We start from the raw sequence: 25219 nt of genomic DNA, 5'->3' as shown, positions 1-25219 counted from the left end.
TTAAAATAATCAGCTTCTTTTTACTCCAACCGACCATTCGTCCTCACTGCAACGATGTACTAGTCTGTGTTATTCAACTAACAGGCGGGAGAAGGTGTAGTGACCCTGCAAAATATGCGTCACTGTACAAATGTTCCAGAAGAACAGTACCGACTGGCATTTGCTATTTCTCTGGGAGGGATGCTGGAACTCTATGACTTCATGGTTTATGCCATGATGGCGAGTTATATTGCGGAGTGTTTCTTTCCTTCCAGCGATCCGATGACTTCTCTGCTGGGAACCTTTGCAACCTTTGCTGTTGGCTACCTGTCACGACCTCTGGGTGGTATTTTCTTTGGGCATCTTGGTGATCGCCATGGGCGTAAAAGAACGTTCACATTAACAATATCGATTATGGCACTGACCACCGCACTGATTGGGTGCTTACCAACGTATAACAGCATTGGCATTTTTGCCCCTGTCCTGCTGGTTTTACTGCGACTGTTTCAGGGTTTTTCTCTGGGGGGGGAACTACCCGGTGCGATGACTTACATGAGTGAAACCACTCCCGGGCGCAGCGGGCTGGTTATCGGTATTCTGTTCACGTCGTTAATGTTGGGGCTTTCTCTGGCGACCTTTGTGCATGGGCTGCTGACACTGTTTCTACCGCCGGATGTTATGACGGAGTGGGGCTGGCGCGTGCCTTTCTGGATAGGTGGCCTGCTGGGAGGGCTTAGCTTTTATATACGACGACGGTTTGATGAGTCCGGACTGTTCACGGCACTGAACCAAGTGCGACAGCGTCAGGCTGTCCCGTTTCTGGAACTGGTACGTAACCATCTGCGTGGTTTTGTCTGCGGGTTTTGCATTATCGCCATCTGTGGTGCAGCAGTTACTGTTCTGGGAGTCTATATGCCCGGCTATCTGGTGACATTACACGGTTTCGCCAGCGATGAAGTCGCCTGGCAGGCATCGCTGGCCTATATCATGTCAGCCCCGATCTGTCTGCTGATGGGTCTGGCGAATGATCGCTACTCCCATAAACTGCTACTGTTGCTCAGTATTGTGCTGATAGCCGGTATCAGCCTGCCTTACTATCAGTACATCAGTTCTGAAGGAGCTGAACTCAGTAAGATCATGATGGTGGCAGCTATTCTTTCAGCATTCGTGACCGGGCTGCTGCCGCCCATGCTGGTAAGGCTGTTTCCCACGGAAGTGCGTTATACCGGGGTGGCAACCTCCTATAACCTGGGAATAACCCTGTTTGGTGGCCTTGCGCCAGTTTCAAGCACATTGCTGATTAAGTGGTTTGATGTAACAACCGGCCCGGCAATGTACCTGGTGATGGTTTCACTCTTCTCACTGCTGATTGTTTTTGTCGCCTGGCCTGATTACTCCATGGCAGTGGACAGGGGGAAAAGTCAGGGTCAGTAGCCATTCATCCAGCAACAGGTTTGGATTCCCGATGATGCGCAACCTTTGTCGTGGGCTGTTTGCTTTTGCCTGCATTTTTCCAGTTCATGGTTTTTCAGATACGCACCGGAAAGAGGCCGAAAGTGCCTACGAGCAATGCCTGATGAAAGAAGTCAAAAATGGCGATGACCAGGTGACACTGCATGAAATCCGGCGGCGCTGTGAACACTTTAAGCCTGAACACTTCAGCGAGCCGATACTCAGTGATACGGGTGAGCACGATGAACAGCTTGACGATGAACACGGTGTCATTACCGACCGTATTCTGAGTGAAGAAAGTGTTGAAGATAATCGTTTTGTTATCACACCCCACAGGCCAAACTACCTGCTGCCCTTTTCCTACAACGCATCACCCAATCGGGAGCCTTTTGGCAACCTGGGAGACAAGCTGTCGCGCTACGAAGTCAAGTTCCAGATCAGTTTAAAGGCTCCATTGTGGAAGGGAGTGTTCAGGGGCTATGGCGACCTGTTTGTGGCTTACACTAATGTCTCCTGGTGGCAGGCTTATAACAGCCTTTCTTCACCGTTTCGGGAAACGAACCATGAGCCGGAAGCTTTTTTTGTTTTTCCTACCGACTTTGATTTTCTGGGGTTAAGGCTCAGAGCCCTGAGTGCTGGTATAAACCATCAGTCTAATGGCCGTACTGGCTCCATTTCCCGCAGCTGGAACCGCATTCGATTCGGTGCTTATTTTGAACGGGGCAGTTTCTATCTTGCCCTGTCGCCATGGTACCGGATTCCGGAAAAGAGCAAGGATATTCATGACTCGAACTACCCCAACGTGAAGGGGGACGACAATCCCGGCATAGAGCGTTACATGGGGTATGGCGAACTGCTGTTTGGTTACAAGTTTAATCGTCATAACGTGGGAGTCATTCTGCGTAATAACCTGCGTTCAGACAATCTGGGTGCTATACAGCTGGACTGGTCATTCCCGCTGACTGAAAGATTCAGGGGTTATGTGCAGTACTTCAATGGCTATGGTGAAAGCCTGATTGATTACAACAAAAGTACTAATCGCATCAGTTTAGGGGTGATGTTAACGGACTGGCTATAACGTTTAACAGGCGTTGATAAGGCATTTTATGGTGATGAGCAACAGCACAGCAAATTTATCCCGGGAGCAGCTGGGATTAATATTCATAACCTCAATGGGTGGCTTTCTGGAGCTTTATGACTTCATCATTTATGCCCTGATGGCACCGTATATTGCCGATCAGTTTTTCCCCGGACACGACACTTACACTTCTCTGCTGACAACGTTTGCGACCTTTTCCATAGGGTATCTTGTCCGGCCATTAGGTGGGGTTGTGTTCGGGCATCTGGGTGACCGTTTTGGACGCAAACCTGTCTTTGTGGCAACGGTTCTGGTTATGGCGCTGTCCACCTTTCTGATGGGGTGTCTGCCAACGTATTCTCAGATTGGCATCTGGGCACCGCTGATGCTGGTGTTTCTGCGCATATTGCAGGGATTTTCCATCGGGGGGGAAATTCCCGGTGCCATGACTTACCTGAGTGAAACGGTTCACCAGCGTCGTGGACTGGTCGTCAGCCTGCTGTTTTCAGCATTAACGAACGGAATCCTGTTTGGTTCGCTGGTGAATGCCTTTATGCTCTGGTGGTTGCCTGAAAACAGCATGCAGGAATGGGGCTGGCGGGTACCTTTCTGGCTGGGAGGAACGCTGGGTATTTGCAGCTACATTGTGCGCAAACATTTTCAGGAGTCAGGTCTGTTTTTACAGCTCGCTAAACACAAGACACGTTCAGCTGTTCCCCTGGTACAGCTGTTGCAACAGCATCGACGTAAGTTACTGGCTGGTGTTCTTCTGGCTGCCCCGGGAGCAAGCTCTATAACGTTACTGTTTCTGTTTACACCGGGCTATTTGACAAAAATGCTGAATTATCCGGGCAGTGACGTTGCGCTGGCGGGCGGCATAGGTATTTTCTTTACATCGTTAGTGACGATTGTTGCCGGACACCTGGCTGACCTGTTGCCTGTCCGTCGTCTTCTGTTTGCAGCGTACGGCTTTATCGTATTGTTTTCTGTGCCAGTGTTTTACTGGTATGAAACAGGTGCTGATGTGTATCGTGTCATGTTGTTTAGTGGACTGATGGTGGGTTCTCTGACCGGTGGACTGCTGACCCTGTCGATTTTGTTCCCGGTCATTGTACGCTATTCCGGCATCGCCTTCTGTTACAACGCCGGTTATGCCCTGTTTGGCGGCTTGACGCCCGTGATAGCCATGGCGCTGATTGGCTGGAGTGACAACCTTCAGGCGCCGGCCTGGTACCTGATGACAAGCGGTGGCCTGGGGCTGCTGGCAGCATGGAAGCTGCCAGCGTTGCATAATACCAATTCTGCCTTGTCCAGCAGTCCAAAATGACTTGCTCATGGTCATATTTAGAAGGCGGAATTGGTATAACACTAGCTGACCTCTTTTCTGGCAGCCTCTAACAGCGTTTCGATTTCTTCAGGGCAGGTATCGAAGGACGTAACAAACCGGTAAACATCGAGGGCAGGCCCGTTCGGGTAAAAGGGGACAGCACGGATCAGTGCTTTTGCCATGGCTTCGGGCATGGTGACAAATACCTGATTGGTTTGTACCGGGTGGAGCAGCTCAATACCGTTGATCTGACTTAAACCTTCTGCCAGTCGTTTTGCCATTTCGTTAGCATGATGGGCGTTTTTATACCATAGCCGGTTCGTAAACAGCGCCTGAAACTGTGCCGAGATAAAACGCATTTTAGAGTGCAACTGCAAACCCTGTTTACGCAGGTGCAGAAAACCATCGGCAGCACTCTGGTCAAAAAATACCAGTGCTTCACCAAACATCAGGCCGTTTTTGGTGCCTCCCAGGGATAGAATATCCACGTGCTCACACAGTTCTGCCAGAGAGCAGCCAAGTGCAGCGGCTGCATTGTACAGACGGCAACCATCGACATGGAGCAGCAGGTTCAGTTCGTTGCAGGCCTGTTTAATATCCGCCAGCTCTTCAAGGCTGTAAAGGGTTCCCCACTCAGTGGACTGGGTAATGCTGACCAGCCTGGGCCTGGTGGCATGAGGACCCCAGTAAGTTTCATCAGCATACGCCCTGCGAATCTGTTCAGCAGTGATTTTTCCTTCAGTGGCTGGAACCGTCAGCATTTTGCTGCCCGTGGCATTGACCGGTGCGCCGACTTCATGGGTAACAATATGGGCGGTGTCGGGGCAGATAATGCTTTCAAAGCTTTTCAGGGCCGCTTTGCAGGCCAGGGTATTAGCGGCTGTGCCGTTGTAAACGAAATAAACAGCGCATTCCCTGCCCAGCTCTTTTCTGATCAGCATTTCAGTAGTCTGGGACAGAGCATCGTTACCGTAAGAGGCGGTATGACCCTGGTTGACCTGAACCAGGGCGTTCATGACTTCCGGACAAACACCGGAAGCGTTGTCACTGCAAAAGTGTCTTTCCATGAAAATATTCAATTAAGTAATGTTGCCAAACAGCCATGAGCGGAAAATGCAGCTCATCCCAAAACATGAAAATGAGTACAGAGTCTCTGAAAGCTGCATTTTCATACTAAAAAGGAAGGAGAGGTTAGCACAGGCAGGATTCTGGCTGCCAGACTGGCTGAACGGGTGATTCAACACTTTTCTTTTTTGCAGGGGGATACACGCGGAGTGTAGTGGTCAGGTTTACAGCTTTGAGGCATCCCCCCCGTACAGTTTTTTCTTATGGGGATCACTGAGCCAAGAACCAGAGCGCGGAGAAAGTGGCTAGCAACAAGGGTAAACTTCTGGTGCTTTCCAATGTCTGGCTACCGGCATTATTAGAGGCGTACTGGTAATGAACGAGTACCTTATACTGGCTTTTAGCGAGGGTTTGGTGTGAATCAGCATCAACAACAATGCATTGATGTTGTTGGTCAACTGTTCCAATAAAGAAGCGTTTTTTTGCCTTGCCCGATGGTTTTGCTGGCGTTGGAGCCTGTGTAACGTTAGTGGTGCTTTTGAAGTCCGGTAATCGAAAAGAGTCATCAAACTCTACCAGACAGGGAACGACGGGCTCACTCTGGTCAATATGAACAGATGTGGTTGCCAGGGGAGAGGGGGTTGTTGCCGTTTTGCTGATGGTAGTCGCTTCATCTTGCGAAAGAGTGCTGAAAATAACGTTGGGTGGAATGCTCTGGGACCAGTTATACCATTGGTACAGGGCGTTCACATCCCCAAGCAGGGTGTCAAAATCATTTTCGTTAAAATATTCATAATATTTTCCGGGGTACTCGTAGGCACACAGACAGCGTTTATTGGCAATGTCCAGTGTGCATATTGTGGCCTGAGAATCGCGGGTCACTTTACACATTCCGACTTCTGTCCCTTTATAAACCCTTGCTGCACCTAATAAACTGTTTCCCCAGGCAAAAAGCCTGTCATCATCTATGCCAGTACGACTGATAATAAAATCTTTCAGATAACTTGTTTTGGCATAATAGTTAAAGTTATAACTGTCTTTTTCCGGGTTTCCCTCCTCATCTTTCTCAACAACTAATCCACGACTTCCTGCACTGATAACGCCAATCATTTTGCGGGAGATGCCGTCTGTAATGAAGTAGGGGCCTCCCGAATCACCATAAAATGTCCCTTTCTCCCCGTCAGGAAGGGAGCTTGAGCACAGTAAATACTGTTTTAGTTTTGGGAATACGGAATTATTATTCCAGCAGTTCTGGCTTTTCAGCGGGCCTTGAACCAGTTCAGCTAAGGCTCTCGTGTTTTCAAGACCATCCTTGCCATAACCTGCGATAATGGCTCCATTATATTTTCCTGAGCTGATGTCGGCATCAGTGATTTCGTGGAAGTCTATCCCCATAGGTTTGATATTTTCAGGTGGTTTTATTTTTATCAGAGCGGCATCATTGATTTTAAATGTCTCGTAACGAATGATCCCGCCATTCTCTTCATCAGGGCTAATGATTATCTGTTCAATTGGGAACTTCGTTTCAGACAGCTCGCTGCTATTTTTGAAGTAGATAAAAAATTTGTCACGAGTTCTGTTTTTCAGACAATGTGCTGCAGATAATAACCAGGCTGATGCGGGTGGTTTTTCCCGGGACCTTATAAGCGTTGCAGTACAGGCTGGTTTAAATTCTTCACTGAAATAAGACTTAGCCTTCAGTAAGGCGATCTCTGGGTACTGATTAGATTGAACTAATGTTCCACCTATAATTCTTTTGACTCTGGAGTGTGATGGTAGCGCGGCAGCTGATGCAAACTGAGAAATAAGTACGAAAAAAAAGATAGTGAAAAAGATAGTTTTAATTGCTTTTGCTGATTCCTTATTAAAAGGATAAGCAGCCACTCTTATAGTCGGCGAACTTATAAAGTACATGGTAATTTTTTTATTGCGCTGAAAAAGGTGCTGTAAGGTTATATCAAAATGCTCATACTGCGACATTTTTTCATCATTTGTACACGCATATTCAGGGACAGGGTTACCTTAGAGGCCGTCTGTGTACGATCAGAACGCCTTACGATGCACTAAGCTTGCTCAGGGGTAAAAGCTTTACGATTTTTATAGTCGTTTTTCCCCCGGGCAAGCTTTGGTATTTCAGGAGCCCAGCCTTGAGTCAGTGCCATTGCTCTTACAGTCTGGCTATGAGTGTGGGTTAGCAGGTTATGTATGAGATGGAAAATGCACGTCAACTTTTAATTTATACCCGGGCTTTCTTTAAAGAGTCCCTGAAGTCAAGCATAAAAACATTTTCCTTATCTTATGGATCTGCCTCACCTTTTAGAAAACGAAGGCGTGTTTATGATGCGGAAAAATCCAGTGAAATGATTTGTCATTTGAGGGAGCATTTCGATACTAATGAATTGCTTAATGTTTTGCACGTGCTTGATCCTCTGGACAGAGCAGGTAACTGTCATGAATATGCCATGGTGGCTATCGATCATGGTGTGCAGGCTCGCATTCCAAATATATGGCTGGTGGGGCAAAACTTACATCAATTTCTGGTACTGGCAGATTCAGCCGGCTTTAATGATCTGACTGTGAATGAGTTTTGCCAGTACGAAGATAGCAGTTTCTGGGTGTGTGATCCGTGGTTTAATATTCATTGTAAAATGCACTTATATCATTTGATGGTCATGGGCAAATCGACTCAATGGGAACATGAAGGAAAGGAAATATATATTGACGATAACAATACTGAACCTGCATCTGTGTGGAGCAACAGATTGCTTTTGGAAAAAATGCAGTTTATTAAAATGACGGACTCAGAAGGACAACCTACCGATAACTGGAAACCGATTTCTCATCCATCTGCTCCGCCTGAAAGTTATTGGTAGTCATTAAGTATTTGCCTTCTCGAAAAAAACTCATGCTCTTTCGAAAATGGGAGCGAACAGGTTCTAAATTGTAAATATATACGATTTGTTCACTCCTCCAATACATCGAATCCATTTAAATTTCGTACTTTTGTATTAATTTAGTGTCTCAAGAGAGCGAAGCGTTTTAGGGAAGTTCGCAACGAGTTCCGCATTGGATACAAATTTTCCCTTTGCTTTAGCATGACCTTCCAGTGGCTTGATCAGCTTTTTCAGGTCACCCTTGAACTGCTTCTTCCCCTGCCTGGTGCTGGTCACTGTTGTCGGGGCTGGATTGGCTTTGATGCGTCCTTTGCTTTGCAGACGCTGGTACAGTTTTGGATCAATTTCTTTAACCTCTGGCTTTGCTGCCTGTTCTTCTGGTGTCCGCAGTTTGGCTTCACGAGCATGTTCGTTCAGCTTACGGATGGTTTCTGCGGCTGGCAGGTCGCCATGTAGATAGTAGTCATCTCTCTTAACCGTATTAAAGGCAAAGATGGATTTTTTTGTCGTTGCCTGCTCCTGCTTTACAGGGCGTTTCGATTCCGGTGTTTTTACTTCGCTCTGCTTTTGCGTGGCTTGCTGGCGCCCGGGCATGGGGATACCGGTTTTTCCACGATCCGGTCTGGTCAGTGAAACGCCTTCAGGCTTTTTCGTAAATTTGTAACCTGCTTTTCTGACTGGAATACCACTGGTACGTTCTTTTTCTGCTGGCGCAATGGATTCATCGGGCTTCTGTTCCTGAATAACCGTTGATTTGGGTGATGGTGTTTCCGGTCTGGTTTCCTTCATGTGCAGTTCAGGCTTAACGACACTGACAGAAGTATTTGTGTCAAAGTCCTCAAATGCACTGCTGATATCGAAATCGGGCATGAAGTCCAGATAGTAAGCAGCATTTTCCAGAGATAAAGCATTCCAGGCTTTTGTCAGTGCGCCAATCAGCCAGCTACTTTGTGTTTTCACTGGCTTAACGGTTTTACCCGGTCTGGCATCTGTAGCCGGCATAAAACCTGTTTGAGGTTTGAGTGTTTCTTTTTCCACAGACCCTTTGGGATTGAGTGGAGAAACATCAGGCATGCTGCCTGTGTTGATCAATGTTTGGTGTACCGAATCAAAAGACATACTGAATCCTCCTTGCTTGCTGTCGTGCGCTGCTTCATGCATACAGGTACACCGTACCCGTATTTGGCAATCAGGTTAATGACAGGGCTGTCAGTGCTGCTGACAACCCTGTCATTAACCTGCTGTTTGTTACATCCGCTGTGAATTTGAATGTTCCGTATAGCTCTGTGACTGATTCACTACGACTTTCGTATTATTCGTCCTGCATGTTATGAATCATCGAAATCCGTTCCAGGCTTGCATAGCTCAGTCTTAATGGTTCAGTCATAGGGTTCTTCACAACGATCATACGAGTGTTATCGTTCTTGATATAAAGTGAAGTCCGATACCTTTCCGCCAGCACAGCCTCGTTGAAACCAAAAAAGCTGACCAGCGTCATCAATATCTGGAACACCCCTCTGATGCGCTTAAACTGTCTTGTGTGCTGCATGTGTATAAACATGGTTCTATCCCTGTTATCACCTTCGTGGGGAAGATCTTAGGTAATAAATAACAGGGTTTGCATAACAGGGGCGTCAGCAGGGCTAACGTTCGCAACTCTATCTATTTCCTGCCGCCTGGTACTGACAGATAATAGCGCGCCGGACTGTCGTACATTTTTTGATAGGGAGTACTGAGTGGCGAGCAAGAGTATTGATCTGAAAAACGACCCGATTAAACGATCTTTCTTTCGTTATCTGATGCCTGCCATTACTGGCATGGTGATCAAGTCCATTTTTATTATGGTGGACACCATTTTCATTGGCCGCGGTGTGGGTCCCGATGGTCTGGCGGCGATTTCTATGGCTGTGCCGTTTTTCTCATTCTTTACTGCGCTTGCGATGATGATTGGTATTGGTGGTTCAGCGCTGATGTCGATTGAGTTTGGTAAAGGCAACCATCAGGCCGGTCAGGGACTGTTTGTACAGTCTATTTTGCTGGCGGTTCTGGTAGCAGGTGGTCTGGCGCTGGGTGGACGATTCTGGCTGGACGACATACTCGCCCTGGTCGGTGCAACCGGGCAGATAGCCGTTTATTCAGGGCAATATCTGGGCATTATGCTTAACTTCTTTGTCCTTTATTCATTAGGCTGGGTTTTGTCGTGCTTTGTCCGCAACGACACCAACCCCGCGCTGGCCATGTATGCGCTGGCGGGTGGAGCATTGATGAACATTGTACTGGATTACCTGTTTATCATGCGGTTCGGCTGGGGTGTTGAAGGCGCCGCTTATGCGACCATTATTGCTAACCTGATCTCAATGGTTATTCTGCTGATTCACTTCCTGACCAGACGGGGGCATTTGCGTTTTAGCCTGTCAGGGATAGGGGTTGACAGAATGCGTCGCATTTTGAATATTGGTTTGCCGATTTTCTTTATCGAATCTTCCGTAGCGGCGACATCCATGGTGTTTAATACGGTGCTATTGGCGAAAGGCGGACTGTATATCTCTGTCTACAGCATCGTACTGAACACAGCCGTGTTAACCCTCTTTATACTGGTCGGAATTGGTCAGGCGTGTCAGCCGATCATCAGCTTTAACTATGGCGCGGGTGCTGTCAGCAAGGTGCGTGAAACCCTGTTTGTTGGTCTGAAGTTTGCCATAGCAACAGGACTGGCTGCGGTTGCTATAGTCTGGCTGGGTGCTGAGTCGATTGCCAGCCTGTTTGTGGTTGATAATCCGGAACTGGTGGCGATGGCGGCTATTGCATTGCGCTTTTACTTTCTTGCCTATCCCTTTATGGGTCTCAACCTGATGGTTGCTAACCTGTTCCAGGCGACAGAGCGCTCTGCCAGCGCTACGGTTCTGTCGCTGGCAAGAGGCTTTGTTCTGGTGGTCATTGGCCTGCTGGTGATCCCTGTATTTCTGCCTGATAACGGAGTATGGCTGAGCCTGTTATTTGCCGAGGCGGTCACGGTTCTGTTCAGCCTGGTGATGTTACGTCGTTACCTTCGTACTCCGGCTGTTCCTGTACAGGCTCACTGATTGCTGAATCAATGTTCGTGCAGGGGGATGATTTCCTCCTGCATTTTCTTATGCCTTTTCTATACTCAGTGCGCATTTTTACTGAGAAAAGGCTTAATTCCATGAAGTATATTGTGCCTGTCTTTTTGTCAGTCTTGCTGACGGGGGAAGCTGTGTCAGCTCCAGTCTGTCCAACTCACATTAAGATCAATTTAATCAGCGAGAGTGTGTCAGGAGCATGGGAGTCTTATGCCCATTACAGCAGTGAAAGCGGAAAGATGGTATTACCCAACAATCAGTGCAAAGCGGTCAGCTGGTTTGTCTATCAGGATTTTAGTGACCCTGACTCTTATATTCAGCAACAAATTCCGCAATGGGTTGATGAAGACAACCCCGTTACTCTTGGGCATCAAAATGCTAAGGGTGGTGATTTCTGGGGAACGATCACCATTACCATGACGTGGCAGCCCGGGCATCATCAGAAGATAAAGCAATTACACCCTTATCTGTCAAATAATGAACTGAAGCAATTAGAATTATTAAAAAAACTGGATGAACAGAATGAACTATCAGAACCGCAACCTCCTGCCAAAACCTGTGTTTTCTATATTGCTGCTTCAGGCCCGGCACAACCAGTCACTAAAAAGGCCGAATTTCATGGTGCCCAGTGTGACTGGAGTGTAACAAAAGAAGGTGTCTACACTCTGAGGGCAAAATAAAAACCGATGCGCCATCAGGAGTCGTCCTGGTCAGCAGGAAGGCTGTTGCTTTTGCTGGAAGCTAAAGGTTGCAGGTTAAAACCACATCGTTGTCTATATTCAGCGGTCACCTCTTTCACCCTTTGTTTAAACTGTACAACCATTGGGTCGTTTCTGGTTTGAACGGGCTCAAAAAAAGCGAAGTCATAACGGAATTCGGTTTTAACCGGAACCTGGACGACATCATTTCCCATATCATGCGCTGCCAGAGGGTCTGCGATTGTGAAACCAAACCCTGAGGCCACGATACTGCAGGCATGAAAAGAGCTGGCTACTTCAACCGTTGGCTCTGGCTGCATGCCCTGTTGCTGATAGATGCTGGCAATGTTCCGCCCCGGCAGTGTCTGTTTTAAATAGGTGCAGACCAGCTTCTCTCCATACAGATCTTCCAGTGTCAGTTCAGACCACAGGGGAGACAAGCTGCCTGACCAGCCGTGCAACGGTATTAATGACGGCAAAATAACCGGGCTGAGTTGTGCCTCTCCCTTATTGTTTATAATTCTTTGAGTTACTTTTAGGTTTGTATATTTCTTTATCATCGTCCTCGTAAGGTCTACGGCAGTACAGACAGGTATGAAGAGCTCCGGGGAAATCCTGGTTTCTGGTACGTTCGTAGGCTGTGAGACATTCCGGGCAAACCACGGCATGGTTACACGTTTGGAATCGCACTAACTGTGCGTGATTCTCATCCAAACAGATAGCGCACATGTTTATCGGTATAGTGATAGGTTCTCTTTCAGAGGTAGCTCCGGAGGTGTCGGTGGCTCCTTGTTCTGATAGCGATGTTTGTGCCGGATTTTGCGATAATCCTACCACAGGTTCCTGATTTACCGGGGTTGATGCCTCTGCGTTCTCCAAAGTGCGTTGTTCTTCAGCCAAAGGTGTTTCAGGAATTAAGGTTACGAAAGGCATTGCCAGCCCCCAAAGGAAACTATAAAAATCGTGAATATCTTGAGGGGCATTCTCCATAAGAATACCGTCTTGTGACATTGCCGCTCTGGTTCTTCTGGCGATATTATGGATAGCCCTGATGTTTTGAGGATTTAATCCGGCCAGTGAGTTGCTTGCCGCTCTATGGCGGTTACCATTTACAGGCCCCTGATTGTTACCTGTCATTCCAGAAAATCCAGTCGCTATATCTAAATAGGCTCTTGATCTGAAAGGTTGAAATCTTTCGATTTGCGTTTCGGAGATGATGCTACGTCTGAGATTGTGGAACAAGGCCTGCCTTGCCCGTATATTGTTGTTTGGATTCAAAGCCACTATTTGTCCGGTTGCTTCGGGATGATTTGGATCATCTTGTATACGCATGTTACTTAAAATATCCATCAAAATTGCTGAAATTTCGGTAAACATATCTCTATCATTGGCCGGTTCATTTTGGTTGTTTTCTGTGGTATCTGTCTGAACCTGATGCTGTAGGCTGGCTCTTTGTGGCACGCCTTCCACAACAAGAGCCTCCGGTGAGATATTTGATGAAGCAGTAGTGGCTGTGCCTCCATTGACCAGAAAGTAAGGAAGTGATCTTGCAGAAGGGGTATTGAGGACTCTGAGAGTCGGAAGCATGACTGGAAAAAATAACGTTCCCAGACTCCGGGCTCTATTTGCCCAGAGACCTAAGTCATAAGGGGCCTCAACCTCACTTCGCTGGATAGAATGACCTAAGGCTCTTAATTGGGCAATGAATAAACTAATAAAAATATCCCGTGAAATATTAGACGGAAGCTGTGCATTCAGGACGGTTTGATAATCAGGCCAAAGTTGAAAAGGATCATTTTCGGCCGGTTGCGATTGAGCACGGAGGTACCGGGAAAAAGATTTTAGTGCCAGTGCCAGTAAAATATCATTAGCTATACCGCGTTCCCGCAAAAAACGTGCGAAAGTCTCATGATCACTGAAATGGCTAAAGTCGGGGTTAGAAGGGTTGAAAAGAGGGTTTTGCCCAGCTGCCCGCTGTAAAACTCTCACAATCAAAGCCTGTGTTGCAGTCAACAAATGAGCTTCAAACGTTTCCTGATTCTGAAACAATAATGGCCCGAAAAAAGCGGTCATAAGAGCCATTATACCCGTATCAACCCGCACAAGCCCGTCAGGGTCGAGGTGAAAGTTACTTGTCGGATTAAAATAATTGTCAAATGTAATTGGCCCTACCTGAACTTGTGTTTGTTGGCCGTGGAAATTCCTGTTCCTGTTTCTGTTTCCCCGGCGAGAACCCGTTGGTCTGCCTGTGTAACTATTGTAAGACTCTTGTATTTGGGTCCTCCATTGCTGTCTTGTGGCATCACTGGCTGTTCGCCAATGAATCGCCTGGTGGTGGAATATGCCGAGTAGCACAGACATAGCGGCATCTACAGATGATTCTGTTGAGTCGGGTGTTTGAGGCAAAGTTATTAAACCAAAAAATAAATCAAGAAGCGCCTTAGACTGATTATCCTCCATAACGGACATAGTTGGTTGATATGAGAATCTCTCATGATCAGGAATGTCAGGGGTTGTTAAATCGATGGTTACTGTACCTATATGAATATTTGTTAGTACTTTTTTTTTTCTAGCTGTTTGTTGAACTTGCTGATTGCTTTGAATTAATTTTTTAATATGATAAGTATCGGCTATTACGCTCTTGCCCCAAAAAAGCAATAATATAAAAAAAAGCCCCTTTACAATCATCTCAAAACCTATGGTAATGACTTTCATAATTCGATATCCACTGAATTGAATTAAAATAAAGACGCTTAAATAGTAGTTGTTTTTGAAAATGTCGAAAGGCACTGGAGAATTCAGTTTTACCATCACCTGAGTTTATTGCAGAAAGGTACCTGACCGTTTTTCTTAGGGTAGACATTAAGCACAAGAAAGCAGTATTTTCATCGACAGAACTCACTTTGAACAGCCAAAATAAGTTTGAATCACAGTATCAAAGCTGAACAAGATGAGTACTTCAAATAGTAGATTAATTGAAAAAAACTACTGGCCTGTTTCGGCCAGTCAGAGCTCCTCAGGATGGCTGAAGAACTGGATTTCACTATACGACAGCGACATAAAACCGATGCCATCAGGAGTCGTACTGGTCAGCTGGCAGGCTGTTGCTTTTGCTGGAAGTTAAAGGTTGCAGGTTAAAACCACATCGTTGTGTATATTCAGCGCTCACCTCTTTCACTCTTTGTTTAAACTGTGCAACCATTGGGTCGTTTCTGGTTTGAACGGGTTCAAAGAAAGCGAAGTCATAACGGAATTCGGTTTTAACCGGAACCTGGACGACATCATTTCCCATATCATGCGCTGCCAGAGGGTCTGCGATTGTGAAACCAAACCCTGAGGCCACGATGCTGCAGGCATGAAAAGAGCTGGCTACTTCAACCGTTGGTTCTGGTTGCATGCCCTGTTGCTGATAGATGCTGGCAATGTTTCGCCCCAGCAGTGTCTGTTTTAAATAGGTACAGACCAGCTTCTCTCCATACAGGTCTCCCAGTGTCAGTTCAGACCGCCGGGCAAGCGGATGGCCCGCAGGCAGAACGGCGACTGCCGGCAATGAACAGAATGAACGGGTAACAATGTCCGGATGCTGAGCCGGTAAACGCCCCAGTCCCAGGTGAAACTGAAAGCCTGCCACCCATCTTTGCAGATAGCGCATTGGTTGAACATCGACGTTTATTTTCAGCGCAGGGTTCTGTGTGCAGCTTCTGGCCACCGCCGGGGAGACAATCTGCCTGATCAGTCGCGGAACGGTAATGATGCGTAACTGTGGACTACAATCCCGTTTAATCGTGTCCAGAATATCTGGCAACTCCTGCAAACCGTAGATAATTCGCTGAGCTTCTTTATGAAACGCCTGCCCCTGGGAGGTAGGGATCAGTTGTCGTTTTTCCCTTGAAAACAGCTTAAAGCCAATCTGGTTTTCCAGTGTGGCAATCTGGCGGCTGGCAGCCGATTCACTGAGGAAATGCATTTCTGCCGCTTTGGACAGCGTACCCTGCTCCATAACAGAGGAGAAAATCTGCAAAGATTTCAGGTTGAAGTTCAGGTTCATTCGTAAATGGCAATTCTTGCAAAAAATGCAATTTTTGTTGTTTTATTTGCGATTGTCCAAACTTATTTTCTCAATTACTTTAAATGTTAAATATTCACTCATTAAGTAGTTGGTTGATAAACGAACATGGCCTCGTCGTTAGCAATGCCCACTGACGTTTCGTCAGAGCTGAAAGAGTCAGGCGCAGAACCCTGGTTTGCAGCACGTATGATTCCACTGATGCTGATCATTCTGGTCGGCGCACTGGCGTGGGGAATCATACCGCCTGATGGACTGGAAGTGTCAGCCTACCGAACGGCGATTGTCTTTATTGCTACCATTGCAGCCATTGTCACTAATGTTATGCCTACCGGTGCGGTGGCTATTGTGTCTGTTGCTGCTTATTCCATTCTGCGTCCGGGCGGTGAAGAGTCGGCTGCAGTGGTTATCAATAATGCCATTGGCAACTTTAATAATGCCCTGATCTGGCTGATTGTCATTGCCTTTATGGTTGCCAGGGCCTTTAGTAAAACCGGCCTTGGTCGTCGAATTGCCCTGTTGCTTCTGAGCAAGTTTGGTCAGTCTTCCCTGCGAATTGCTTACTGCCTTGGGCTGGCCGACTTTATTATTGCACCGGCAACACCGAGCAATACGGCCCGTGCCGCTATTGTTTCTCCCATTGCCCACTCTCTGGCCCAAACCATAGATAAAGCCGATAAAAAGCTGGGGCAGTTCCTGATCTCCTGCTCCAGTGCCATGAACGATGCGTCCGGAGCGGGCTTCCAGACTGGTTTTGCCGGAAACCTGGCGCTGGTGGGCATTGCAACTACCGTAGCGGGTGTAACCTTGTCGTTTACTGACTGGATGCTGTACCTGTTGTTGCCAGCCCTGGTTCTGCTGGCCGCCATCCCTCTGATTCTGTACACATTCATCTCCCCTGACACAAAGAAAACCCCTGAAGCTCCGGCGTTTGCCCGTGGTGAGCTGCAGAAGATGGGTGCTGTTACCCGTAGCGAATGGAAACTGGTTGGCGTGTTTATTGCGCTGATTGTTATGTGGATAGGTGGTTCTGCCCTGGGTATTCATTCGACAGCGGCAGCCTTTATTGGTCTTTCTATCCTATTGCTGACCGGCGTGTTGAGCTGGGGCGATATCAAGGCTGAAAAAGGTGCCTGGGATACGCTCATCTGGTTCTCTGTGCTGATGGGTATGGCCGGTCATCTGAAAGATCTGGGCTTTACTGGCTGGGTAGGTGGTCAGGTGTCTGAAGCGCTGTCCATGGCAATGGGGGGTGCCAGCCCAACCCTGTTCCTGCTGGCAATGATGGTGTTTTACCTGTTTACCGCTTACTTCTTTGCCTCTGCCACTGCCAAGGTGGTGGCTCTGGGTCCCGTTATTCTGGGCGCGCTGATGACTCTGGGCGTTAACCCCATGGTTGCGGTACTGGCCGTGGCAGGCATTACCAATATTGGTGGCAACCTGAGCACCTACAGCCATGCCCGTAACCCTTTGTTAATGGGCTACGGCTACCACACCGACAGCGAATGGATGCGTATCGGGCTGGTGATTTCTGTTGCCGGAATGGTGCTGTTTATGGCTTCCGGACTGGTCTGGTGGACGCTGCTGGGCGCCTGATACTGAATGAATCCCCCGAATTAAACGACTTTGGTATATACGACAATGAAATTGAAAAAACTGGTACTGGCTACTGCCTGCGCTTTTGCAACCATGACCGCCCATGCTGAACCGGTAAAGGTGAGTGAAGAGGCTGCGGTTAGCGTATTTGACTCCCGTGTCTATCGTGACCTGTTCGGTACACAGGCCATGCGCGCGATTTTCAGCGATGAAGCCATGGTCAATCACTGGATCAAGGTTGAGGTGGCACTGGCAAAGACTCAGGCAGAGATGGGTATGATCCCTCAGGATGCCTATCAGTCCATTAAAAAGGCGGCTGATTCTGTTGAGATTGATTACGACGCCCTGCGTGCCGGTACCAACCGTGTCGGTCGTGGCATCAGCCCACTGCTGGGACAGCTGCGGGCGGCGGGTGATGACAAGGTGGCGACTTATCTGCACTTTGGCAGCACCACCCAGGACATCATGGATACTGCGACGGTTATGCAGGTATCACAGGGTATTGAGCTGGTTCAGAAAGACTTGAAGAAACTGGTTCTGCAGCTGGCTGACCTGGCAGAAAAGCACAAAGACACGGTGATGATCTCCCGCACCAACGGTCAGGATGCGATTCCGACCACTTTTGGCCTGCACCTGATCACTTACATGACCGAGCTGGATCGTCATATTACCCGACTGGATGAAGCGTCTTCCCGTCTTGCTGTACAGGTTGGCGGTACGGTTGGTACTTTATCCGGCTACGGTGACCAGGGGCTGGAACTGCAGGCCGGTGTAGCGAAAAACCTGGGACTGAAAACGCCTTCCGCGCCGTGGAACCCAAGCCGCGACACCTTTGCTGAAATCGTCCAGACGCTGGGACTGGTAAACGCTACCTTTGGTCGTATTGCCAATGATGTGAACACACTTGGCCGTACCCAGATTCTGGAAGTTCAGGAAGGTGAGGGCGGTGCCAGCAGTACCATGCCACAGAAGCGTAACCCGCGTGCGGCTGAATTTATGGGTGGCCTGAGTCGTATGGGTAAGATGTATAACGCTGCGGCGCTGGATATGATGAGCCACTCTGATACCCGTCAGGGGTCGCCATGGATTCTGGAATGGTCTGTGATTCCGGATTCCTTTATGGTGACATCGCAGTCTGTTGAACGCGCCCAGCGTCTGTTCGCCAACCTGATTGTGAACCAGGATCGTATGCTGGAAAACTTTAACGCTTCCCAGTATTACGTTATGTCAGAAGCAGTGATGAATGACCTGGCGGAAAAGATTGGTCGTGCCAGAGCCTACGATGTGGTGAAAGAGGCTATTGCCGGCGCTCAACCAGGTACCAGCTTTGTGGATATCGTAAAGGGTACGCCTGAGATCACCAGTAACATGAGTGAGAAAGAAATAGACGCCGCTCTGAATCCGTCTAATTATCTGGGCGTGGCAGAGGAAACTGTTGAACGAGCTGTGCAAGAGGTAAGAGCCAGAAGAAAGTAAACGTAGATTGAGTTGAGTGTTTGATAAGCTCCCTGCTTTCTGGCAGGGAGTTTTTTTGTTCAGAGTTTTGTTTTGTTCTGTTCTGAACAACTGACTTCATGAAGAAAAGGAGCAGGATTGTAATGACCGCTATATCGGGTGTTAACATTTTAAGTTGCTACCTGCGGACCCCCCGGGCTATTGAAAGCTATATGTATCGGGGTTCAGCAGCCTCTGGCGTTGAACCCTCCTGAAGGCTGCCTCAGCCCCACCTGCAGGAGCCCTCTTGCGCAAAGGCAGCAAATGCTTAACAGGAGGAAGAAGGTTAATTTCATGGCTATAACGAGTTGGTTTGTAATGACCACTTTCATTATCCCAGGCAAACAGTTCACTCTTTTCAAGGACAAACTCTCCGGCATAAAAAACCGGGCTGGCGCGAGTGATTGATGTGTGGCCCAATTCCAGTTCAGGTGGAAAATTCCTGAAATTGATCTCGTCTGCAGTACTGTTGCTATATGCAGGAACGCAGAATACTTGCGTGGGGCGTGATGCGAGAACCACAAAAACAAATACTTTTCCGGAGCGTACGTGGACTATTTTCTCGTCAAAAGTCCTTTTTAGAAAATAGGTTTCTCCGGATCGACATAATTCGAACAGAAGACGTTTGGGGGCGATGCGATCCATCTCCGGATCAAGACATGGCAGCCTGACCATTCGACGACGAAAGTTCAAAACTTGTTCGAGCGTTAACATATTAAGTAACACCTTCTGGACGACATCATTCCCACATCATGCGCTTGCTATCTGTCAGGGAATTTTTTGTATTCAGAGTTTAATCTCGTTCTGAACACCTGACTCTATACAAAAATCTTCATCGTGGCTGACCAGAATAAAACTGCCTGGATAATCGTTGAGTGCCGCTGCCAGCAGTTGCTTTGATTCCAGATCCAGATGGTTGTCGGGTTCATCCAGAAGCAGCAACGGTTGTTCCTGCTGATGGCAGACGATCAGGAGAGAGAGCTTCATTCGTTCGCCACCGCTGAGCAGTGCTACTTTCCTGTTAACAACCTCTTTCCGGAAGCCGCCGACACTTGCCAGCAAAGTCCTGGCTTCAGGTTGTTTCAGGTGTGGACAGTAATCCAGAAAATTCTCCAGAATAGAGCGTTCGGGATTGATCAGACTGAAATGCTGGTCAAGGTATATACAGGCTGTGTTAATGCTGATTTCGCCTTTATAACCCGCCACTTCTCCGCAAATGCTCTTTAGAAACAGCGATTTTCCTGAGCCGTTATTACCAGACAGGCGCAGCTTGTCTCCAGAGTACAGATCAAAAGTCACTGATTTACACGAACCGTGTTGCTGTTTGACTTCCAGCAGGTGCAACAATCTGGACTTACGAATACTGGCAGCCGGTATTGCCAGTTTCTGTGGTTTGTAGTGTTCCAGTCTGCTGTTCAATGATCCGATTTTTTCCTGTGCATTAGACAGTCTATTGTCCGCAATAGCACTCTGTCTGGAGGCTGACTGAGTGGCTTTATCCCGCATTGCGTCCAGCAGTATTTTTGGCTGGCTGCCAGAGCGTCGTAGCTGTTTGCCTATGGCTTCGCGCTTTTGAGCTTTTTCCTTGTTTCTCTGGATCTGGCGCTCGGTGTTTTTATAAGAACGCTTAGCGTTCAGTAATTGTCGCTGGATAGCCTGCTGCTCGACGTTTTTCTGATGCCAGTAATGATCATAATTGCCACCGTAGCGCGTTAAGCCCAGTGAAGACAGTTCCAGAATGGTGTCAGTCTGTCTTAACAGTTGCCGGTCATGGCTGACCAGCAGTAACAGCCCGGGAAAGCGACGGATTGAATCTATTAACCATTGTTTGCCTTTCTGATCCAGATGGTTAGAAGGTTCGTCCAGTATCAGGATTCTGTGTTTGTCGTTAAATAACTTCCACAGGTTCAGCCGGGTTAGCTGCCCGCCACTCAATACTGAGCAGGGCAGACCAGTATCTGCCGGAAGCCCCATTTCGGTCAGTAGTTCATTCAGTTCCTGCTCCAGCAGCCAGTCGTCTCCGACAAGGTCAAAGTAATGGCTGTCACAATAGCCACTGGCGATTTTCTGAAGCGCATGCAGCTTCTGATCAATACGGAGGTATTGACTGAAAGTCTGGCCAGGCAGCTGTTCTGAAGGAAGCTGCGCAAACGTGTGTACAATGCTGTCAGCCTCGACACTTCCAGAGAATGGCTTGAGAATTCCAGCCAGAATAGAGGCCAGAACCGACTTGCCTGCGCCATTGCGCCCAACAAGCCCATACAGACCTTTATTCAGAGACAGGTTGATATCTTTGAACAGGAATTCGCCGTCATCAAGCTGAAAAGAGAGATGGGCAGCACGTAGTAAAGATTCAGATTGAATGTTCTGTTGCGACATTCAGGCTCCTGTAACAAACAGGGCTGCTGCACGTATGCCTGCTGAGCAATAGATGGCTCAGAAAATGATATTCAGAGAGTGTTGAATAGCTGCAGGACGAAGCAACGCCGACCAACCCTGTTTAATCCGGTTTATTTAATGTAAGAAAACGGAAAGACAGGTGTTAGTTGTTCATTATGGCGTTAGCTCCAATGGGGAATGAGTGACGCGGAACCTAACAGTAAAATCAGTAAAAAGCAATTTTAAGTCTCTTCCAGTATGAAATGCGCCTCAGGCTATCGACTGCGTGATGTATAGAGGTTATGCATTCAGTGGCGTTTAGAAAATATGAAAGTTTTCTCTGCTCCATATTTAATAGCGCTTTTGTGCAAAGGCAACAGATGTTTAACAGGAGGAAGAAAATTAATTTTATGGGCATCATCAGGTGTTTTGTAATGACCACTCCTGTTATCCCAGGCAAACAATTTTGTATTTTCAAGGACAAGCTCTCCCGCATAAAACACCGGACTTTTGCGAGTGATCGATGTGTGACCTAGCGTAAAAGCAGATGGAAAATTCAAGAAATTGATCTCATCATTAGTGCTTTTGTTATATTTTGGAACGCAGAATACCTGAGTGGGACGTGATGCCAGAATCACAAAAATATATACTTTCCAGGAATATATCTGGAACACTTTGTTATCAGAGGTTCTTTTTAGATAGTAAATTTCTCCAGACCGGCATAATTCGAACAGAAGGCGTTTGGGGGCAATTCTGCTCATCACTGGATTAAGGCATTCCAGCATGAACATTTGATCACGAAATGACATAACTTGTTCGAGTGTTAGCATCGTAAGCCACAACTCCCTGACTCATTCTGATAGGTGTCCTGATAACAGGTTCTATTGCATCTGTGATGCCTGACAGTAACCGGGAATAGCCTGACTGACTATTATTTTACACTCGATCCCAATTAAGTGAGCGTTCTCCAATGCCTAAGTCTCCGGTTCAACCAAAGCGAACGCTAACCGCCTTTACCTTGATAATGATAACGACAGGCACCATAACCAGTATTCACGGTGCGCCGTCAATGGCCGAATACGGGTTCGGCCTGATCTTTATCTATTTATTCGTTGCACTGGTCTTTCTTGTACCTTCAGCGCTGATCTCGGCTGAGCTTGCAACCGGCTGGCCGGAGGATGGTGGCGTGTATATCTGGGTCAGGGAGGCTTTTGGCGAACAGCTTGGTTTCGTTGCTGTCTGGTCGCAGTGGATTGAGAATGTTATCTGGTTTCCATCCATTCTTACGGTGGCTGTTCTGGCGGCAGCGTACGGGTTTGATGCCCGGTTAGCTGACAATGGTCAGTTTATCTTTCTGGCAGTCAACGGGGCTTTCTGGTTATTAACCATTATCAACCTGTTTGGCATGAAAACATCGGGTACTGTTGCCAGTGTCTGCACCATTCTTGGCAGGATTTTGCCAATTCTGGCCATATTCACACTGGCCTGCTTTTATCTGGCAAAAGGCAACCCGATGCCCATTGAATTCTCTCTGGAGAGTTTCGTCCCTGATTTTACAGATATCAATAAACTGACTTTTATTGCGGGGGCATTTCTTACCTTTGCCGGTATAGAAGCCTCTGCCTCCAATGCTGCGTCTGCAAGAAACCCGCAAAGGGATTATCCGCTTGCCATTCTTACCTCCGCCTGCCTGGCAGTGATACTGGTGACGCTGGCAGCACTGGCCATCGCCATGGTGATACCACAACACAGCATAAAACTGGATGCCGGTATCATGCAGGCCATTAATGTGATATTGAATCAGGCCGGGATACACGGATGGCTGGCTCCCTTCGGATTGATTATTGCTTTGGGAATACTTGGTGAAGTGAATAACTGGATTCCTGCACCCACCCGGGGGCTTCTGGTGGCAGGCAGGGACGGTATATTGCCGGTCTTCTGGCAACGGGAAAATAAATACGCCGCTCATCACAGAATTCTGCTGTTTCAGGGGTTACTGTTCTCAGCTATATCCACCTTGTATCTGTTTCACGACAATGTTCAAACCGCTTTCTGGCTGATGAATATTATTCCTACCATGTTGTATGTCGTCATGTATCTGTTAATGTTCGCGGCCGCAGTACGACTTCGCTACACCCGGCCCGGAGTGTCTCGTCAATACAAGGTTCCATTGGGTAACACTGGAGTCTGGGGGCTGGCTATTGTCGGGTCGATGGCAGGCGTTGTCGCTATTGTCTTCGGTTTTATTCCACCGGCTGTGGTGCCTGAAAGTGGACGTCTGACGTACGTTTTGGTCGTTGCCAGTGTGTTTGCAGCATTCACTGCGCTGCCATTCTTCCTGTTTAAACTGCAACGTCCCCAGTGGCGTGCAGCTCAGAATAGTGTTGTTGACACAATGGTTCGAAAAAAGAGCTGACAAAAAAGCCTTCCCTGAAAAGCAGGGAAGGCGTCGGGAATCAGATGGTTTCCGCCACCATCTCAATCGCTCCCAGCGGACATTCGGTTGCACAGACACCGCAGCCTTTGCAGTAGTCGTGGTCAATCTCGAAGCCCTGATCTTTCCCCAGCTTTTTAATGGCATTATCCGGGCAGAAACCGTAGCAGTTGTCACACTCCATACAGTTACCACAGGACATGCAGCGCTGGGCCTCACGGATAGCCTGTTCTTCGGTCAAGCTGCCTTTCACCTCCCGGAAATCAACAATGCGCTCGTCGGCTTCCAGTTTTGGGCGATGATGACTGTTTGCTGATGGATAATAGTCGGTATTCATCAGATCAAAGGTGGCAATGGTGCGCTCTTCACGCTGCGGGGACGATTGATCGTTCAACCACAGGTCGATGTTACGCGCTGCTTTTTTGCCGTGACCAATGGCAGCCGTTACGGTACGGATGGACGGCACCATATCACCACCGGCAAAAATACCCGGTACGCAGGTCATCATGCCCGGAGACACCGGCACTTCCCAGTCACCCGCCTTGGTGATGCCCATCTTTTCCATGACACCCAGTTCTGCACTCTGGCCCAGAGCCATAACGACGGAGTCTGCGGCGACGGTCACGTATTTGCCGGTAGGTAATGGACGCCCTCTGTCGTCGGCTTCCATACGTTCCAGAACGATTTCACCTTCACGGACTTCATCAATCGTGTGCAGGTTAAAGAACTCGATGCCTTCCGCCAGAGCATCATCAATCTCTTCCTGATGGGCGCGCATGTGTTCCATATCACGACGAATAATCATCTTTGGACGCTTGCCGGTAACACGCAGTGCCACACGAGCAACATCAATAGCGGTGTTACCACCACCCCAGACGACAACGGAGCCTTTCAGACCGTGGTCTTCACCGGTTTCTACTTTTCGCAGTACCTCAATGCCGTCCAGTACCTTTACGTCTCCCGTCGTTTTAACATCGACACGGCCTGGCATCCAGTTACCCACAGCGGTAAACACCGCATGGAAACCTTCTGCACGCATGACTTCCTGAATGTCGTGTACACGGGTGCTGGTGCGAACTTCTACCCCCATTGCCAGAATACGGGTGATTTCAGCATCCAGAATTTCTCTTGGCAGACGGTAGCTGGGGATACCGTAGCGCAGCATACCACCCAGATCCGGCATGGCTTCGTAAATGGTAACGGAGTGTCCGGCACGACGCAGATGATAAGCCGCCGACAAACCACCGGGACCACCACCAATCACCAGAACTCTCTGGCCGGTTAGCTTCTGCGGACGTTCAAACTGCCAGCCGTGTTCCAGAGCCGTATCACCAATAAATTTTTCGGTGGCATTAATCTGTACGCTGCCGTCTGTCACCTTACGGTTACAACCGGACTGACAGGGGTGGTAGCAGACTCGTCCCATAGTCGCAGGCAGCGGGTTGTTCAGCACAATTTCCTGCCAGGCGGCGTGAAAGTCGCCGCGCTGGGCATGACTGAGCCAGCTCTGAATGTTTTCACCGGCCGGGCAGGTGTCATTACACGGCGGCAGGTTTTTTACATACTCAGGGCGAAGGCTGCGCCAGCTGCCGGTTTTGTTGCTGCGGCTGGAGCCTGGTTCCAGCGTGGTGGCAAAAGGAATCAGTCGTTGCATGA

General features: G+C 48.1%; 20 protein-coding genes. 9 read left to right on the top strand and 11 right to left on the bottom strand.

Annotation, left to right across the window (positions count from 1 at the left end; all coding sequences use genetic code 11):
• Window positions 1-99 precede the first annotated feature (99 nt).
• Genes V5J35_RS04875 through V5J35_RS04865 form a run of 3 tightly spaced genes read left to right on the top strand, consistent with a single transcriptional unit; the run spans window position 100 to window position 3836 of the window.
• Complete coding sequence (locus V5J35_RS04875) at window positions 100-1413, top strand: MFS transporter (protein ID WP_354010181.1); 1314 nt, start codon at window positions 100-102, stop codon at window positions 1411-1413.
• Window positions 1414-1444: 31 nt separating this feature from the next.
• The gene (locus V5J35_RS04870; protein WP_354010180.1) at window positions 1445-2509 is read left to right on the top strand and encodes a phospholipase A; all 1065 of its coding nucleotides are present in this window, start codon (window positions 1445-1447) and stop codon (window positions 2507-2509) included.
• A gap of 34 nt (window positions 2510-2543) precedes the next feature.
• The gene (locus V5J35_RS04865; RefSeq protein ID WP_354010179.1) at window positions 2544-3836 is read left to right on the top strand and encodes an MFS transporter; all 1293 of its coding nucleotides are present in this window, start codon (window positions 2544-2546) and stop codon (window positions 3834-3836) included.
• A 41-nt stretch (window positions 3837-3877) separates the two neighbouring features.
• On the opposite strand, the gene V5J35_RS04860 is transcribed toward V5J35_RS04865, so the two are convergent.
• Entirely contained in the window at window positions 3878-4903 is a 1026-nt protein-coding gene (locus V5J35_RS04860; protein WP_354010178.1) for a threonine aldolase family protein, read from the bottom strand.
• A 268-nt stretch (window positions 4904-5171) separates the two neighbouring features.
• Window positions 5172-6881 carry a trypsin-like serine protease gene (locus V5J35_RS04855; protein ID WP_354010177.1) on the bottom strand — a complete coding sequence of 570 codons (1710 nt, stop codon included), beginning with the start codon at window positions 6879-6881 and terminating at the stop codon, window positions 5172-5174.
• A gap of 230 nt (window positions 6882-7111) precedes the next feature.
• Between V5J35_RS04855 and V5J35_RS04850 the strand changes: the two genes are divergently transcribed.
• Window positions 7112-7774, top strand: coding sequence for a hypothetical protein (locus V5J35_RS04850; protein WP_354010176.1), 663 nt, complete (start codon window positions 7112-7114; stop codon window positions 7772-7774).
• A 135-nt stretch (window positions 7775-7909) separates the two neighbouring features.
• Here the strand turns inward: V5J35_RS04850 and V5J35_RS04845 are convergent, their stop codons facing one another.
• Together V5J35_RS04845 and V5J35_RS04840 are read right to left on the bottom strand one after the other, a co-directional pair.
• Window positions 7910-8914: a hypothetical protein gene (locus tag V5J35_RS04845; RefSeq protein ID WP_354010175.1), complete on the bottom strand. Its 1005-nt coding sequence runs from the start codon at window positions 8912-8914 to the stop codon at window positions 7910-7912.
• 193 nt (window positions 8915-9107) lie between these two features.
• Window positions 9108-9356 carry a hypothetical protein gene (locus V5J35_RS04840; RefSeq protein ID WP_354010174.1) on the bottom strand — a complete coding sequence of 83 codons (249 nt, stop codon included), beginning with the start codon at window positions 9354-9356 and terminating at the stop codon, window positions 9108-9110.
• Window positions 9357-9531: 175 nt separating this feature from the next.
• On the opposite strand from V5J35_RS04840, the gene V5J35_RS04835 reads away from it, so the two are divergent.
• Both V5J35_RS04835 and V5J35_RS04830 read left to right on the top strand, forming a co-directional pair.
• Window positions 9532-10878 (top strand): MATE family efflux transporter, encoded by a 1347-nt coding sequence (locus V5J35_RS04835; protein ID WP_354010173.1) that lies wholly within the window; start codon window positions 9532-9534, stop codon window positions 10876-10878.
• Window positions 10879-10979: 101 nt separating this feature from the next.
• On the top strand, window positions 10980-11576 hold the full coding sequence (locus V5J35_RS04830; protein WP_354010172.1) for a hypothetical protein: 597 nt from the start codon (window positions 10980-10982) through the stop codon (window positions 11574-11576).
• A gap of 14 nt (window positions 11577-11590) precedes the next feature.
• Here V5J35_RS04830 and V5J35_RS04825 read toward each other — a convergent pair whose 3' ends face one another.
• The 3 genes from V5J35_RS04825 to V5J35_RS04815 all read right to left on the bottom strand — a co-directional run bounded on the left by V5J35_RS04825 (window position 11591) and on the right by V5J35_RS04815 (window position 15642).
• Window positions 11591-12034: a LysR substrate-binding domain-containing protein gene (locus V5J35_RS04825; RefSeq protein ID WP_354010171.1), complete on the bottom strand. Its 444-nt coding sequence runs from the start codon at window positions 12032-12034 to the stop codon at window positions 11591-11593.
• A gap of 67 nt (window positions 12035-12101) precedes the next feature.
• Window positions 12102-14309, bottom strand: a complete 2208-nt coding sequence (locus V5J35_RS04820; RefSeq protein ID WP_354010170.1) for an RING finger protein — start codon at window positions 14307-14309, stop codon at window positions 12102-12104.
• Between the two features lie 358 nt (window positions 14310-14667).
• Window positions 14668-15642 (bottom strand): LysR family transcriptional regulator, encoded by a 975-nt coding sequence (locus V5J35_RS04815; RefSeq protein ID WP_354016279.1) that lies wholly within the window; start codon window positions 15640-15642, stop codon window positions 14668-14670.
• Between the two features lie 144 nt (window positions 15643-15786).
• Here V5J35_RS04815 and V5J35_RS04810 point away from each other — a divergent pair, with 144 nt between their 5' ends.
• Window positions 15787-17256 (top strand): DASS family sodium-coupled anion symporter, encoded by a 1470-nt coding sequence (locus tag V5J35_RS04810; RefSeq protein ID WP_354010168.1) that lies wholly within the window; start codon window positions 15787-15789, stop codon window positions 17254-17256.
• A gap of 45 nt (window positions 17257-17301) precedes the next feature.
• A complete protein-coding gene (locus V5J35_RS04805) occupies window positions 17302-18732 on the top strand; it encodes a class-II fumarase/aspartase family protein (RefSeq protein WP_354010167.1) in 1431 nt (476 codons plus the stop codon).
• 177 nt (window positions 18733-18909) lie between these two features.
• Here V5J35_RS04805 and V5J35_RS04800 read toward each other — a convergent pair whose 3' ends face one another.
• The 3 genes from V5J35_RS04800 to V5J35_RS04790 form a co-directional block, all read right to left on the bottom strand.
• Window positions 18910-19464 (bottom strand): hypothetical protein, encoded by a 555-nt coding sequence (locus V5J35_RS04800; protein ID WP_354010166.1) that lies wholly within the window; start codon window positions 19462-19464, stop codon window positions 18910-18912.
• A gap of 72 nt (window positions 19465-19536) precedes the next feature.
• Window positions 19537-21129: an ATP-binding cassette domain-containing protein gene (locus tag V5J35_RS04795; RefSeq protein ID WP_354010165.1), complete on the bottom strand. Its 1593-nt coding sequence runs from the start codon at window positions 21127-21129 to the stop codon at window positions 19537-19539.
• A 308-nt stretch (window positions 21130-21437) separates the two neighbouring features.
• A complete protein-coding gene (locus tag V5J35_RS04790; protein WP_354010164.1) occupies window positions 21438-21959 on the bottom strand; it encodes a hypothetical protein in 522 nt (173 codons plus the stop codon).
• Between the two features lie 140 nt (window positions 21960-22099).
• Here V5J35_RS04790 and V5J35_RS04785 point away from each other — a divergent pair, with 140 nt between their 5' ends.
• Window positions 22100-23545 (top strand): amino acid permease, encoded by a 1446-nt coding sequence (locus V5J35_RS04785; RefSeq protein WP_354010163.1) that lies wholly within the window; start codon window positions 22100-22102, stop codon window positions 23543-23545.
• Window positions 23546-23585: 40 nt separating this feature from the next.
• Here V5J35_RS04785 and V5J35_RS04780 read toward each other — a convergent pair whose 3' ends face one another.
• Window positions 23586-25217 (bottom strand): NAD(P)-binding protein, encoded by a 1632-nt coding sequence (locus V5J35_RS04780; protein ID WP_354010162.1) that lies wholly within the window; start codon window positions 25215-25217, stop codon window positions 23586-23588.
• Between the last annotated feature and the right edge of the window lie 2 nt (window positions 25218-25219).

This window comes from Endozoicomonas sp. NE40, from assembly GCF_040549045.1.
GTDB classification, from domain to species: Bacteria; Pseudomonadota; Gammaproteobacteria; order Pseudomonadales; family Endozoicomonadaceae; genus Endozoicomonas_A; species Endozoicomonas_A lisbonensis.
The sequence above is the reverse complement of the archived record's forward strand: the minus strand, read 5'-3'. Positions and strand labels throughout refer to the sequence as shown.